The following is a 13,928-nucleotide window of genomic DNA, read 5'->3' as shown; positions in this document are numbered from 1 at the left end:
TTTAAAGTAGATTAAAAAATTATGTCGTTAAAAGTAACAATTGAAACTGAATATAAAAATGCTTTAAAATCTAAAGATAAAATAAAAATCTCAACTTATAGGTTAATTTTATCATCAATTAAGGATCTCGATATCTCAAACAGGTCCGGCCCTAACAAAAAAGAGACAGATGATGAAGATATAAAAAAATTATTAAAAAAAATGATTAAACAAAGAACCGAATCAATTGAAATTTATAAAAAAAATAATCGCTCTGATCTTCTAGAAATTGAGCAAAACGAATTTAATATTCTATCAAGTTTTTTACCTAAACAATTGAATGACGAAGATACTAAAAAGATATGCGAGGAAACTATATCTAAATTAGGCGCAAGCTCTATTAAAGACATGGGAAAAGTAATGGGTGAATTAAAAAAAAAGCATGCTGATGAAATTGATTTTTCAAAAGCTGGCGCCTTGTTAAAACAGATGTTAAATAAATAATGAAATATCCAAAAGAATATTTAGATGAAATTAAAACTCGTCTTAAAGTTTCTAGCGTTGTTTCAAAAGTTGTAGCTTTAAAAAAAAGAGGAAAGGAGTTTGTTGGACTATCACCTTTTAAAAATGAGAAAACCCCTTCTTTTACAGTTAATGATGAAAAAGAATTTTATCATTGCTTCGCAACTTCAGAGCATGGAAATATTTTCGATTTTGTTATGAAAACTCAAAACTTAAGGTTTGGAGAAGCAGTAAAATATCTTGCTAATATTGCAGGAATGCAACCATATCTATTTACAAAACAAGATGAAGAGAGAGAAAAAAGTTGGAAGGAGTATTTATCAATTTATAGTAAATATGTTGATTATTATCATGATCAGCTATTAAAAAATGAAAAACTCTCAAACGCCAGAGATTATTTAAAGAATAGATCATTAAGTAAAAATGAAGTTAAAAAATTTAAAATTGGTTTTGTTGAAAAAAATCCAAGTTTTTTTGATGAACTTAAAAAAAAATTTGGTGAAAAAACTTTATTAGAAAGTGGTTTATTTTATTTTGATGAAAAGAAAAAAAAATGTGTAGAGAGATTCAAAGGGAGATTGATATTTCCGATAAACAATATTTCAGGACAGCCAATCGCTTTGGGTGGTAGAATAATTGAAAACTTAGATTATTTAGCAAAATATATTAATTCACCAGAGACAAATTTTTTCAAAAAGGGTTCAAACTTATATAATTTAGACCTAGCAAGAAAATTATCTAATAAGTTAGATCATATTTTTTTAGTTGAAGGTTATATGGATGTAGTTGGTTTAAGTAAAAATGGAGTTGAAAACGTTGTTGCAAATCTTGGTACTTCTTTAACTGATAAACAAATTTTAACATTAAATCAGTTCTTTGATGACATTATAATCTGTTTCGATGGAGATGAGAGTGGCTATAAAGCTGCTTTAAGAGCAGCAGAAAATTCTATTAAAGATTTGAAACCTGAAAAACAAATATCTTTTTTATTTTTACCAGATAAAGAGGATCCTGATAGTTTTGTAAATAAAAATGGTAAAAACTATTTTTTAGATTTTACGAAACAGAACAAATTGCCAATTCACCAATTTATTTTCAGTCATTATAAAAAACAAACTGAAAATAATCCATCTTCTATGGCAATATTTGAAAAAAAACTAAGATCCATAGCAAATACAATTAAAGATAATTTTATTAAAAAATATGTTCTTGAATTTTTTTTAGATAAAATTGCAGAATTAACACCTCATTTTAATCAAAATAAGAATAAGTTTTCTGTTAAGAAAACAAGATCTCTTGAATCAACAAAAAAACTTTATAATGAAAGTAAGGGAATTACTGCTGTTGAGTTAAAAGAATTTTCTTTATTATATTTGTTCTTAAATAACTTATCTCTTTTTCAGTCAAATATTCATTTAGTAGAAAATATCAAATTATTCTCAGATATTAATAAACAAATATTCAGTTCGGCAATTAATAAATTAAAATCAAATGAAACTATTGATATTGAAAAACTTAATATTGATAAACAATTGTTAGATAAGATAAATAAGTTCGCACCAATTAAACATATTCTAAAAAATAAACCTAAAAATGATAGTCAAGTGATGGAGCTACTGGATGATATTTCGAAAGATTTATTTAATCATGATTTGGAATTAAGAATCCGAGAATTAGAATCGAGGTTTTCAGAAGATTTAAGTGAAACGACTTTTAACCAGCTAAAAGAGCTTAAAAACGAGAGAAAAATCAACTAATCTGAATAAATTAGCAATGGATTTTTGTTAATTTGATATTATATAAGTCTCTCTAACTTAAATTGTTGTGGAAAGAATTATTACTAAATCATTTGCTAGATTAATGGGTCGAGGAACTCATAGAGGTTTTATTACTCATGAGGAATTAAGCAAATCTCTTGGTAAGAGAAATCTATCAGATGAAAATTTATCACAAGCATTTATTCATATCTTAAATGAAGGAATAGTATTAGTTGAAAAGAAATCAGATTTTAAAGTTCTAAGGAAAAAAGAAAATTCTTCTAAAGAAGAGGGTAAAACAATCGAAAAAAGTGATGACCCAATTAGAATGTATTTAAGGGAAATGGGTGGTGTTGAACTATTATCTAGAGAAGGAGAAATTGCAATTGCTAAAAGGATTGAAGCAGGAAAAGATGTAATGTTAATTGCTTTATCCCAAAGTCCTATTACTGCACAACAATTATTTGAATGGGATGAAAAATTACAAAAAGATGAAATATTAGTCAGAGAAATTATTGATATTGATACCAATTATATGGAGGACGAAAATACAGGTCCTAGTGCTAAGCAAAAGAATGCTGGAGAAGATGAAAAAGAAGAAAATTCTAATGATGATAATGATGACGATTTTAACCCAACACTTGCTGCTATGGAATCTGAGATTAAACCAAAAGTTTTACAAACGGTTCATGTACTAACAAAAGAGTATCGTAAACTTATAAAATATCAAAAAGAGAAATTAGATTGTGTTCTTAATTCACAGACTTTTTCTCCATCAAAAGAAAAAGGTTATATAAAAATTGTAAATGATATTTTAGAAAACATTAAATCTTTGCAATTATCACCGTCTGTATTAGAAGAACTTGTTCAAAAACATTATGTTGAGAATAAAAAAATCATTTCTTTAGAGGGTAATCTTTTAAGACTCGCAATGGACCAAAAAATTCCACGAAATGAATTTATAAAGTTTTATATAGGTAATGAAATTAATCCTAACTTAAAAAAGTTTTTAGATACAAATACTTTATGGAAACAGTTTTTTAATAAAAACAAAGAGGAATTCAAAAATATTAGAGAAAGGTTAATTGAAATTAGTCATAAATTAGGAATGTCAGTAACTGACTTTAAAAAATTAGTAAGTAGAGTTCAAAAAGGGGAGAAAGAGTCAAGAATTGCTAAGAAAGAAATGGTAGAGGCTAATTTAAGATTAGTAATTTCAATTGCAAAAAAATATACCAACAGGGGTCTTCAATTTTTAGATTTGATTCAAGAGGGAAATATTGGATTAATGAAAGCAGTTGATAAGTTTGAATATCGAAGAGGTTACAAATTTTCAACATATGCTACGTGGTGGATAAGGCAAGCTATAACAAGGTCAATTGCCGATCAGGCCAGAACAATAAGAATTCCAGTTCATATGATTGAGACCATTAATAAGATAGTTAGAACACAAAGACTTATTTTAAGTGAATTTGGAAGAGAGGCTACTCCTGAAGAGTTAGCAAAAAAACTTAGAATGCCCTTAGATAAAGTAAGAAAAGTTTTAAAAATTTCAAAGGAACCAGTTTCATTAGAAAAACCAGTTGGTGATGAAGAAGATAGTAGCTTAGGTGATTTTATTGAGGATACAAAAGCATTAGCTCCTTTAGAACAGGCTATTAAATCAAATTTGGGTGAGGCCACAACAAAAATATTATCTACTTTAACTCCTAGAGAGGAAAGAGTTTTAAGGATGAGATTTGGAGTTGGGATGAATACAGATCATACTTTAGAAGAGGTAGGACTACAGTTTTCTGTGACAAGGGAGAGAATTCGACAGATTGAGGCTAAAGCTCTTAGAAAGCTTAAGCACCCAAGTAGATCTAAACAACTAAAAAGTTTCTTAGAAAGTTAATTTGGGCCGTTAGCTCAATAGTAGAGTACTGCATTGACATTGCAGGGGTAGTTGGAGCGTAACCAACACGGCCCACCAAATAAAAATACTTATATATCCCTAAATATTTGATCTAAACTATTTTCGATTAAATTTTTACTGTTTTCAAAGTTTTTAAAAATATCTAATAATATATTGTTTGATAAATCCTGATTATTTAATAGTTTATTTATTACAACTTCTAAATCATTGAAATTTTTAAATGTGATCTTGTTTTCTAAATTTCCCCAAATATCCGTAGAGTCAATTTGCTTACTTTGTAAAATTAATCCACCAGCCTCAATGATTCCATTAGACCTTGAATAGAGAGACGAGCTTCCTTCAGCCGATCCAAAATCAAGGCAAATATTACCTTTGTAAAGTTTTTTTATATAATTAGGATTAAAATTTGATGGTAAAGAGTTTATTGAATAATTTTTCCAGTCATTTCCAATAAGGATAAACTTTTTACCAAATTTTTTTTTTAGATATTTTATAACCTCATATCTTAGTAAAAGTTTGAATTTTTTGTAAAAAATGAATATATCCTCAATATTATTTTCACCTAAATACTTTTTCCAAAACTTTTTTTTATCTAAAATTGTAAAATTATCAAAAACTTCTTTTTTACATTTTTCCCAAAGAATTTTTTGTTCATCATTTATATCAATGTTTGCACCTCCTATAAAAATAATCTTCGGTTCGTAATTAATTTTTGAATTTGGGATATTTATCGGATAAATTTGAAAAATATTTTCTTCTTGAATAAATGGATTTTTGATACTCACAAAATTATTATCAAGATGTCTAAAGTTAGTTGGAATATTAAGATTTGTGCCTCTTATGAAAAAGTTAATGCCAGATTTTTTGTTTTTTATTAAAGGTCTTGCATCACAAGAAACAGCAAAACCTAAGTGTGTATTTAATAAAATTTTTGCTACTAAATGCTTAAAAGGTCCACCTAGATTTAAAAGAAAATATTTTCCATAAAGTCTGGAATGTAAAAAGTTATTTAAATCCTTATATCTATATCTATGTTTAAATGCAAAAAAAACTAACTTCATAGTTTAAACTATCTGAAATAATTCTTAATTTTGTCGAGAATTTTTCTAAAACTTTTAGTTTGTTTATTTTTTTCAACTCTAAAATCTTTTGCATTATCATCAATTCCATTATTTGTGATCGGTTCGGATTTAGTTTGTTTTTGCTTACTTTTAACAAATATTGCAACTATTGACTCATAAACTTTTATTGACCAAATATTTTCTTTGGAACTTCTATTCTTTAGTTTGTGGGATTTATGATTAATTTTATCAATATTATTTTTGATATAATTTATAAAAGAATATTTTTTATCTCCAAATCCATCCATATAGGATGTATGGGTGTCCTCTACAACAATTAAACCATTATGTTTAATATTGTCTAAAATACACTCTATTGATGTAATCTGATCAATATATCTATGTCCTCCATCATCTAAAATTATATCTATTTTCCCAACTTTTTTTTTAAATTTTTTCCAAAAATTAATATCTGACTGGTCACCAATAAAAATCTCAAATCCATACTTTGTCCACTTTTTTGCACTCGGGTTTAAATCAATTCCTATAATCCTTGCTTTGGGACCAAAAAAATTTCTCCACATGAATAAAGATCCACCACCTAGAATACCAATTTCAACAAACGTAATTTTTTTATTTCTATATTTTGAAAATAATTCATCGTAAACTTCAAAGTATGTTGAATGTTTAATACTTTTAAATTCACTTTTAGAAAAAGCTTTATAACTTAAATTTTTTTTGAAACTCATTACACCTTTTATATACCAAAAAATAAGACTTTATATTCAATAAAAACTTATCAATTATTTACCAACAAATGAAATTACGTGTGAAAACAATCAAAAACAAAATATAAACATTCAAGCTTGATTAACTTTTTTAATGATATAAAAACTAGTTTTATCTAAGGGCCTGTAGCTCAGTTGGTTAGAGCAGTACACTCATAATGTATTGGTCCCAGGTTCGAGTCCTGGCGGGCCCACCAAATTATTTTAGCCAAAACTCTAATTATCTGCAAATTCTTTTAAAACTTTAAATAAAGCATCGATGTTGTTTTCATTAGAACTTAAAACTGAAGCAAATTCCTCCTTTTGAGTTCTAGCCAAACTCAGTCCTTCAATAATTAAATCTCTTATTAGAGGATTATCAGGATCTTTTGTATAAATCCTCCAATCAATATTTATTTCAGGTCTTTCTTTGGTCGCTTTTAGGATACTGTTTACAATAGTGTAGTTTTCACTAATTTTTTCTTTATTTGTTACGTCAATTTCGGGGTTCGTGTATTCTGCTAGTCTACTAGAAAAACTTTTTAAAAAATATTCTTCAAATAATTGAGAGTATTTAAGTTTTTCTTCTTCATTTATAGTTTTTCTTTTTGCGCCAAGAGTATAAAAACCAATGCCTTTAATATCAACTGTCTCTTTAGCAATTAACTTAAGCTTTTCTATTTTTTCATCTTTAGATATATCTTCACCTAGTAATTTTGAAGCCCTGTTAACGGTAGACTGAACAAAAATGTCTGGTTCAATTGAAAATGAGACTGAAATAATTGAAAAATAAACAATTAAAAATACTAACAATTTTTTTTTCATCATTTGCTAATGAAATTATTGTGTTTCTATTTCTTCCCAATCACTATCATCTTGAGTTTCAATAATTTTTTGACTATTCAAGATTCTTTGTTGTCTATCTTGGAGATAAAGACTTTTTACAGATGCATAAAAATCAAGTGAGTTTTTTTCAAGATTTTCAATTGAGTCGAAGTTTTTAGCCCTAAAATCAACTCCACTTGTAACTTTAGATGAATAATAATCTACATCTCTAAAGTATTGTGTGTCATTTCTTACGGTTACATTATACCAAGCATCACCACCATAAAAATTGGCAAGCGAAGCAACAGTATCTCTAGCAGTACTAGGTCCTAATACTGGCAGCACTAAATAGCATCCCGGTCCTACCCCGTGCACTGCAAGACTTTGTCCATAATCCTCTTTTGTGTATTCTTCAAATCCTAGGTATGATGCAACATCAAACAAACCTAAAATTCCAACTGTCGTATTTATTACAAATCTTCCAGAATTTATTCCCGCTAAGGCAAAATCTCCCTGTAAAAGATTATTGGGGATTGTAACTAAATTACCAAGGTTATTTAATGAATTACTTACCCCAGTTTTTACTGGCGAAGGCATTAATCTATAAACACTTGCAACTGGTTTAAAAATAATTTTATCTAATCCTTGATTAAGTGCGAAAGAAGCTTTATTAAAAGTTTCTGAACAGTCTTTTATTTCAGATGGTTCATTTTTTTTTAAAATTAACTCACCGTCTGAACCAGCTTGCAAATTTGAAACTAACGTAAAAGTTGTAATTATTATAACTATAATTTTCTTAATCATTGTTGATCTTGTATATTACAATGAGAAACAAAATAAAATAGGAATTAATCAAAATTATAGCTTAAATGTGGCTTAAAATAACACAAAATTATTCTCCAAATTTTAACACGCCTAAAAGACAAAAAAAAAACATTAAATATATAATTGTCCATTACACAGGGATGAAAAATGAGCTGTCAGCCTTAAATAGATTAACCGATTATAAGTCAAAAGTTAGCGCTCATTACTTTATTAAAAAAGATGGAAAAATAATTAATTTAGTACCAGACCTTTATGAGGCTTGGCATGCAGGAAAATCAAATTGGAAAAATATTCAATCTCTAAATCGTTACTCAATTGGTGTTGAAATACAAAATTCTGGTCATGAAAACTTATACGAGAAATTTCCTAATAAACAGATGAGTTCAGTTAAAAAACTCTTAAGATTTTTGACAAAAAGATACAGAATAAATTGTAAGAATATTTTAGGACATTCAGATATTGCCCCAAATCGTAAAAAAGATCCAGGAGAAAAATTTCCATGGAAAGAACTGGCAAAGTTTAAACTTGCACACTGGCATAAATTAGATGAAAAAAAACTTAAACAATTCAGACTTAAAAAAATAAATTTGTTAGATGAAAATAAATTTTTTAGGAATCTCCGCAAGATTGGTTATACAAGTGTTCAATCAAAAAGCTCAATTGATAAAAAAAAACTTTTAGTCAAAGCATTTCAACGTAGATTTAGACAAGGATTAGTTAATGGGATTACCGATCAAGAATGCCTAATTTTAAGTAAAAACTTGCTATAATTTCAATTAATTATTGTTGAAAAAATTTAATTTAGTAATAAATTGATTTAGCCAGATAAACGACTTATCGCTTTAATTAATTAAAGAGGAAAGTCCGGGCTCCGCAAGGATACAGTGCCAGGTAATACCTGGCGGGGGCAACCCTAGGGATAGTGCCACAGAAAATAAACCGCCATAACATGGCAAGGGTGAAAAGGTGTGGTAAGAGCACACCGGTTCTATTGGTAACAATGAACGCTGGAAAACCCCACTGGGAGCAAGACTAAGTAGAGGTGACACTGTTGAAAAACTAAAAGCAATTCTTGGCTAGTCACCTGGGTTAGTCGCTTGAGTTTGGAAGTGATTTCAAACCTAGAGAAATGATAGGTTTAAATGACAGAACCCGGCTTATAGTTTGTCTGGCAAATTCTTCTTATATTTAAACTATCAACAATTTATAAAATAAATTAGCTAAAATTGCTTGTTTAAACTCTAAATTGTATCTATTGACACCTTGCTTGAAAACCCATAATATCCCACATATTCCCATATAAAGGGGATAAAGGAAAATATGGTTTATGTTTTTATCAACCTACGAAAACAAATTAGACAAAAAAGGAAGGGTGTCAGTGCCGGCGAGCTTTAGATCTTATTTATCTAATTTAGGATATAATGGAGTTATTTGTTATCCATCATTTAACAATCAATCAATAGAGGCGTGGCCTCAAGATAGAATTGAGAAAATTTCAAATTCAATAGATACCCTAAATCCATTTGAAGAAAAAAGGGATTTTTTTGCAACATCAATATTATCAGAAAGCATAAATTTACAATTTGACAGTGAGGGAAGAATTTCACTTACGCCAAAATTACTAAAACATGCAAAAATTAAAAATAGCATGGTGTTTGTTGGTCAGGGAAAAACTTTTCAAATATGGGAACCAACAATTTTTGAAAAATTTAAGGTCACTGCAAGAAGAAAAGCAAATTTTAATCGTGCCGGTCTTAAATGGGAGCATTAACTTAAAAATAACGGGGGATAACAAAATGACAATTAACTTTAAAACGCCAGAGATAAAAGAATTACAACCTAGACTTTTAGTAATGGGCGTTGGTGGTGCAGGCGGAAATGCTATTAATGAGATGATTGAAAATGGAATGCAAGGTGTTGAATTCATTGCTGTTAACACTGATGCACAAGATCTCAAACATAGTAAAGCAAAATCAAAAATACAAATTGGTTTAAATTTAACTAAAGGCTTAGGAGCGGGTGCAAAAATTGACATTGGACAAGCTGCAGCTGATGAGTCTTTAAATGATATCATTAATGTTTTACAAGGTGCAAATATGGTTTTTATAGCCGCTGGAATGGGTGGTGGAACAGGAACTGGTGCTGCACATGTTATTGCAAGAGCTGCAAAAGAATTAAATATTTTAACTGTTGGGGTAGTTACACTACCATTTTTATATGAAGGTCCCTCAAGAATGAGAAGAGCTCAAATTGGTCTTGAGGAATTAAGAAAACATGTAGACACTATAATAGTAATTCCCAATCAAAATTTATTTAAGATAGCGAATGAACAAACTACATTTGAGGAGTCGTTCAATTTATCAAATAATGTTTTAATGCATGGTGTGCAAAGTGTTACAGATCTGATGGTAAGACCTGGAATAATCAATTTAGATTTTGCAGATGTCGAAACAGTTATGGCATCTATGGGTAAGGCCATGATGGGTACAGGAGAAGCCGAAGGAGAAGGTAGATCTATGAAAGCTACAGAGATGGCAATTAGCAACCCTTTAATTGATGACTATACTCTTAAAGGTGCTAAGGGATTACTTGTCAATATTACAGGTGGTAAAGATCTTAAATTATTTGAAGTTGACGAAGTAGTTAACAAAATAAGATCTGAAGTAGAGGCTGATGCTGAAGTTATTATTGGTGCAATAACCGACCCATCTCTTGAAGGTAAAATAAGAGTATCAATTGTTGCAACTGCTTTAGATGGACAACAACCTGAAACAAAATCAGTTATCAATATGGTACACAGGATACAAAATAGAAATCCTGGATATTCTGATTTTTCCAATTTAGGATCTAATACTTCTTTTAATTTTTCAAATAGCGCTCCTATTTCAAGTGGGGCCAATGCTCTAAAATTAGAGAATGAAATTACCACTGAAAATCTAAGTGAGACTGTTGCAAATCAAAATATCAATCAAATCAATGACCAATATCATGAGGAACTATTAAAGAATCAACAAGTTGAAAGCTTAGTTGAAAACACTAAAGAGGATGAGGAAAGTTCTTTCACACAAGAAGCTGTTGGAGAATCAACTCTAGAAGATGAGATAAAAGATGATTTAAAAGAGTTTGGAGTAGATAGGGATGCACCAGACTTATTTAGTTCTCATAACGAAACATCTTCCCCAGAAAATTTGTTATCTCAGGATAATGATGATCAGGAGGATGATTTAGAGATACCAGCATTTTTAAGAAGACAAAAAAATTAATGGTCTTCGTAAAAATAAATGGAAGCCACCATAGTACAGGATAAAACAAAACATTATCCAGTACTGCTAAAAGAAATTATTAGCATTATTTCCCCTCAATATGGTGGCACATTTATTGATTGTACTTTCGGTCAAGGCGGCTACACTCGAGAAATTCTTAAGAATAAAGACAACAAAGTAATTGGTTTTGATAGAGATTCAGAAAGTTTTAAAGTTGCAAAAGAAATTAAAAAAGAATTTCCAGATCGATTTATCTTTAAGAATTTAAATTTTAGTAAATTAGGAAATTTAAAACTCAAAAATGAAAATATCAGAGGTGTATTATTCGATTTAGGTTATTCATTTACGCAAATTAAAGATCCAAAAAAAGGATTATCTTTTAATTCTAGTGGATCATTAGATATGAGGATGGGTTTAAATGAATTTTCAGCTAAAGAAGCAATAAATAAATTAGATGGAAAAAGCCTTGTTAAAATCTTCAAATCTTTTGGCGATGAAAGAGATGCAAAATTAATCGTTAAAAATATTCTTAAAGACAGATTGTTAAAAGAAATAGATACCCCTCATTTAGTAAAAATTATTGAAAAATCAAAAAAAAGAAATAATAAAAAAATTCATTCTGCAACAAAAGTTTTTCAGGCATTAAGAATTTTTGTTAACAAAGAAATAAGTGAATTAATTCATGGAATGATCCAAGCAGCTAAAGTTTTAAAAAAAGATGGTATTTTGGTTATTGTAACTTTTCATTCTTTAGAGGATAAAATTGTAAAATATTTCTTTAGAAGTCTCTCAGAACATAAAAGTGTATCTAGATACCAACCTGAGGAAATACAAGAAGAAGTCTTATTTAACTTACATCAAAAAAAGCCAATAGTGCCATCAAGTCTAGAACTAAAAGAAAACCCTCCTTCTAGGTCTGCAAAATTAAGGTGCTTAATAAAAAAGGAAAATTTTTATGATTTTAAAACCGATATCTTGGAAAAATTTAAAGATTTAATAGAAATCGAAAATCTTGGACTGAACTTATGAAAAAAATGTTAACTATTAGTTTAATTTTTTCACTTATTGTAATCACCTCTTTTATAAAAAATTCTACGAAGAAAATTGATGAAGAATTGTTTAGTTTAAAAGAGAATATACTCAATTTAAATTTAGAATTAGATAATGTAAAACTTGAATTTGATTATTTAAGCTCCTCAGAAAAACTACTTAGTTATCAAAATCTTTATTTTGAAGATAAGTTAACCCTAAAGAATATTAATGAAATTGAAATTATTGACTTCACAAAAGAAAAAATTCTTACAAACGATGTCAAAATTATAGATAGCGAAAAATGATGATATGAAGTTTATTCTCCAAGAAAACAAAGAAGAATTTGAATTTAAAAGTGAAAAAAAAAATTTTGATATTAGATTTAATAGAATTGCATTTATTTTTTTTATTTTTTTCCTTATTTCTATAATTTATTGTATTCATCTTACTCATCTTGGATCTAGAGATTTGAATTCCAATATTTCAAAGAATTATGGCTCTTTTAATAAAATTCAGAGAGCAAATATTTTAGACCGAAACAATCATTTTTTAGCAAAAACTGTTAATTCTATTGATATTGGAATTAATCCAACTGAAGCGATAGATAAAAAAAAATTGTTACTTAATCTAAAATATATCTTTCCTGATAAAGATTTTGAATTAATTAATTCCAAAATTTCAAAAAATAAATTTTTTTGGTTTGAAAAAAAAATTTCAGAAGAAAATTACGAGAAAATTATGATGTTGGGTGATAAATCAATAAAACCACATGAAAATCTTACAAGAGTTTACCCTCAAAAAAATTTATTTAGTCATATAATTGGACAAATTGATGATGATAACCAAGGGATTTCTGGGTTAGAGAAATCATTAGATTTAGATTTAAAAAAAAGCGATAAATCTATTAAACTTACTGTCGATAAAGATATTCAGTTTTTAATAAGAGAGGAGCTAGTAAAATTTAATAAAATATTTAAAACCAAAGGAAGTGCTTCGATTTTAATGAATATAAATAACGGCGAAGTACTATCAATTATTTCCCTTCCTGATTTTGACCCAAACCAAAGACAAAATATTACAGATGTGAATTATATTAATAGAGCTACTAAAGGTGTTTATGAATTGGGCTCTGTTTTTAAAACTTTTACTTTAGCAGCAGCCTTAAATGAAAAGATAATAGAGCCAAATACTCAATTTAAAAATCTAGAAAAAAGTATTACTTGCGGAAAAAATAAAATAAGTGAATACGATAAAAAAATTCCCTCCAATTTAACTGCTGAAGAAATATTAATCCGATCAGGTAACATAGGTTCGGTGAGAATCGGTCAAGCAATTGGGATTGAAAAATATAAAAAATTTTTAAATGATCTCGACTTAATTAACTCAATAAAATTTGATATAGAGGAAATGGGTGAACCAATATCCTTTAATTGGGGAAAATGTAAGCTTGCAACTACCTCATACGGACATGGAATTACCACTACAATTTTACAATTAACTAGTGCTTACTCCACTATCGCTAATGGTGGTTATAAGGTTAACCCTACTCTTATAAAAAAAGAAAAATATACCAGAGGAAAAAGAATTTTAGATGAAAATGTTTCAACAAATCTAGTCACAATATTGAGAAAAATTGTAACCACAAAGGAAGGAACCGCAACATTAGCTAATGTAGAGGGTTACGAAGTTGCAGGAAAAACAGGCACTGCTGAAAAAATTTTAGAAGGTGGATATTCTCGAAAAAAAATTAATACCTTTGCATCCATTTTTCCTGCCTCAAACCCTAAGTATAGCCTAGTTGTGATGTTGGATGAGCCTAAAACAAATAGTGAATATGTTTATGATTATAGAGATGGATCTGGAATAAAATACAAAGGAACTCCTTTTAATACTGCAGGTTGGACTTCTGTTGAAGTTGTTGGTCAAATTATAGAAAAGATTGGGCCTATTTTAGCCACAAAATACACGGAAGTTAATTAACA

General features: G+C 28.5%; 13 protein-coding genes, 2 tRNA genes and 1 other RNA gene. 12 read left to right on the top strand and 4 right to left on the bottom strand.

The window, feature by feature from the left end; genetic code table 11:
* Positions 1-21 precede the first annotated feature (21 nt).
* The 4 genes from B5L73_RS05525 (at position 22) to B5L73_RS05510 (ending at position 4,230) form a co-directional block, all read left to right on the top strand.
* Entirely contained in the window at positions 22-483 is a 462-nt protein-coding gene (locus B5L73_RS05525) for a GatB/YqeY domain-containing protein (RefSeq protein ID WP_085149015.1), read from the top strand.
* The gene (dnaG, locus tag B5L73_RS05520) at positions 483-2,258 is read left to right on the top strand and encodes a DNA primase (RefSeq protein WP_085149012.1); all 1,776 of its coding nucleotides are present in this window, start codon (positions 483-485) and stop codon (positions 2,256-2,258) included. Before B5L73_RS05525 ends, dnaG begins: the two co-directional genes overlap by 1 nt.
* A gap of 67 nt (positions 2,259-2,325) precedes the next feature.
* Positions 2,326-4,152 (top strand): RNA polymerase sigma factor RpoD, encoded by a 1,827-nt coding sequence (gene rpoD / locus B5L73_RS05515; RefSeq protein ID WP_085149009.1) that lies wholly within the window; start codon positions 2,326-2,328, stop codon positions 4,150-4,152.
* A gap of 3 nt (positions 4,153-4,155) precedes the next feature.
* Positions 4,156-4,230 (top strand) — tRNA-Val (locus B5L73_RS05510).
* 11 nt (positions 4,231-4,241) lie between these two features.
* Here B5L73_RS05510 and B5L73_RS05505 read toward each other — a convergent pair.
* Positions 4,242-5,234: a hypothetical protein gene (locus B5L73_RS05505; RefSeq protein WP_085149006.1), complete on the bottom strand. Its 993-nt coding sequence runs from the start codon at positions 5,232-5,234 to the stop codon at positions 4,242-4,244.
* Between the two features lie 8 nt (positions 5,235-5,242).
* Entirely contained in the window at positions 5,243-5,983 is a 741-nt protein-coding gene (locus tag B5L73_RS05500) for a class I SAM-dependent methyltransferase (protein ID WP_085149003.1), read from the bottom strand.
* 159 nt (positions 5,984-6,142) lie between these two features.
* Here B5L73_RS05500 and B5L73_RS05495 point away from each other — a divergent pair.
* Positions 6,143-6,219, top strand: a tRNA-Ile gene (locus tag B5L73_RS05495).
* Positions 6,220-6,238: 19 nt separating this feature from the next.
* Here the strand turns inward: B5L73_RS05495 and B5L73_RS05490 are convergent.
* Positions 6,239-6,826 carry an MlaC/ttg2D family ABC transporter substrate-binding protein gene (locus tag B5L73_RS05490; RefSeq protein ID WP_232309651.1) on the bottom strand — a complete coding sequence of 196 codons (588 nt, stop codon included), beginning with the start codon at positions 6,824-6,826 and terminating at the stop codon, positions 6,239-6,241.
* Between the two features lie 15 nt (positions 6,827-6,841).
* Positions 6,842-7,630, bottom strand: a complete 789-nt coding sequence (locus tag B5L73_RS05485) for an MlaA family lipoprotein (RefSeq protein WP_232309650.1) — start codon at positions 7,628-7,630, stop codon at positions 6,842-6,844.
* A 65-nt stretch (positions 7,631-7,695) separates the two neighbouring features.
* Here B5L73_RS05485 and B5L73_RS05480 point away from each other — a divergent pair, with 65 nt between their 5' ends.
* From B5L73_RS05480 to B5L73_RS05450, 7 genes are all read left to right on the top strand, one after another.
* Entirely contained in the window at positions 7,696-8,421 is a 726-nt protein-coding gene (locus B5L73_RS05480; protein ID WP_085148997.1) for an N-acetylmuramoyl-L-alanine amidase, read from the top strand.
* Between the two features lie 51 nt (positions 8,422-8,472).
* Positions 8,473-8,827, top strand: an RNA gene (gene rnpB, locus B5L73_RS05475) — RNase P RNA component class A.
* A gap of 151 nt (positions 8,828-8,978) precedes the next feature.
* The gene (gene mraZ, locus B5L73_RS05470; RefSeq protein WP_085148993.1) at positions 8,979-9,422 is read left to right on the top strand and encodes a division/cell wall cluster transcriptional repressor MraZ; all 444 of its coding nucleotides are present in this window, start codon (positions 8,979-8,981) and stop codon (positions 9,420-9,422) included.
* Positions 9,423-9,447: 25 nt separating this feature from the next.
* Entirely contained in the window at positions 9,448-10,914 is a 1,467-nt protein-coding gene (ftsZ, locus tag B5L73_RS05465) for a cell division protein FtsZ (RefSeq protein ID WP_085148990.1), read from the top strand.
* 18 nt (positions 10,915-10,932) lie between these two features.
* Positions 10,933-11,943 carry a 16S rRNA (cytosine(1402)-N(4))-methyltransferase RsmH gene (gene rsmH / locus B5L73_RS05460; RefSeq protein WP_085148987.1) on the top strand — a complete coding sequence of 337 codons (1,011 nt, stop codon included), beginning with the start codon at positions 10,933-10,935 and terminating at the stop codon, positions 11,941-11,943.
* Positions 11,940-12,251, top strand: coding sequence for a hypothetical protein (locus B5L73_RS05455; protein WP_085148984.1), 312 nt, complete (start codon positions 11,940-11,942; stop codon positions 12,249-12,251). The genes rsmH and B5L73_RS05455 overlap by 4 nt, the downstream gene beginning before the upstream one ends.
* 4 nt (positions 12,252-12,255) lie before the next feature.
* A complete protein-coding gene (locus tag B5L73_RS05450) occupies positions 12,256-13,926 on the top strand; it encodes a peptidoglycan D,D-transpeptidase FtsI family protein (protein ID WP_085148981.1) in 1,671 nt (556 codons plus the stop codon).
* Positions 13,927-13,928: the final 2 nt, after the last annotated feature.

This window comes from Candidatus Pelagibacter sp. RS39 (genome assembly GCF_002101315.1).
GTDB lineage: Bacteria > Pseudomonadota > Alphaproteobacteria > Pelagibacterales > Pelagibacteraceae > Pelagibacter.
Note: the sequence above shows the minus strand (reverse complement) of the source record. Positions and strands in the feature narration are given on the sequence as shown.

Excerpts from the sequence above, each read along its gene's own strand:
- B5L73_RS05525 (WP_085149015.1), top strand. The coding sequence starts at position 22 with ATGTCGTTAAAAGTAACAATTGAAACTGAATATAAAAATGCTTTAAAA.
- dnaG (WP_085149012.1), top strand. The coding sequence starts at position 483 with ATGAAATATCCAAAAGAATATTTAGATGAAATTAAAACTCGTCTTAAA.
- B5L73_RS05505 (WP_085149006.1), bottom strand. The coding sequence starts at position 5,234 with ATGAAGTTAGTTTTTTTTGCATTTAAACATAGATATAGATATAAGGAT.
- B5L73_RS05500 (WP_085149003.1), bottom strand. The coding sequence starts at position 5,983 with ATGAGTTTCAAAAAAAATTTAAGTTATAAAGCTTTTTCTAAAAGTGAA.
- B5L73_RS05490 (WP_232309651.1), bottom strand. The coding sequence starts at position 6,826 with ATGAAAAAAAAATTGTTAGTATTTTTAATTGTTTATTTTTCAATTATT.
- B5L73_RS05485 (WP_232309650.1), bottom strand. The coding sequence starts at position 7,630 with ATGATTAAGAAAATTATAGTTATAATAATTACAACTTTTACGTTAGTT.
- B5L73_RS05480 (WP_085148997.1), top strand. The coding sequence starts at position 7,696 with ATGTGGCTTAAAATAACACAAAATTATTCTCCAAATTTTAACACGCCT.
- mraZ (WP_085148993.1), top strand. The coding sequence starts at position 8,979 with ATGTTTTTATCAACCTACGAAAACAAATTAGACAAAAAAGGAAGGGTG.
- ftsZ (WP_085148990.1), top strand. The coding sequence starts at position 9,448 with ATGACAATTAACTTTAAAACGCCAGAGATAAAAGAATTACAACCTAGA.
- rsmH (WP_085148987.1), top strand. The coding sequence starts at position 10,933 with ATGGAAGCCACCATAGTACAGGATAAAACAAAACATTATCCAGTACTG.
- B5L73_RS05455 (WP_085148984.1), top strand. The coding sequence starts at position 11,940 with ATGAAAAAAATGTTAACTATTAGTTTAATTTTTTCACTTATTGTAATC.
- B5L73_RS05450 (WP_085148981.1), top strand. The coding sequence starts at position 12,256 with ATGAAGTTTATTCTCCAAGAAAACAAAGAAGAATTTGAATTTAAAAGT.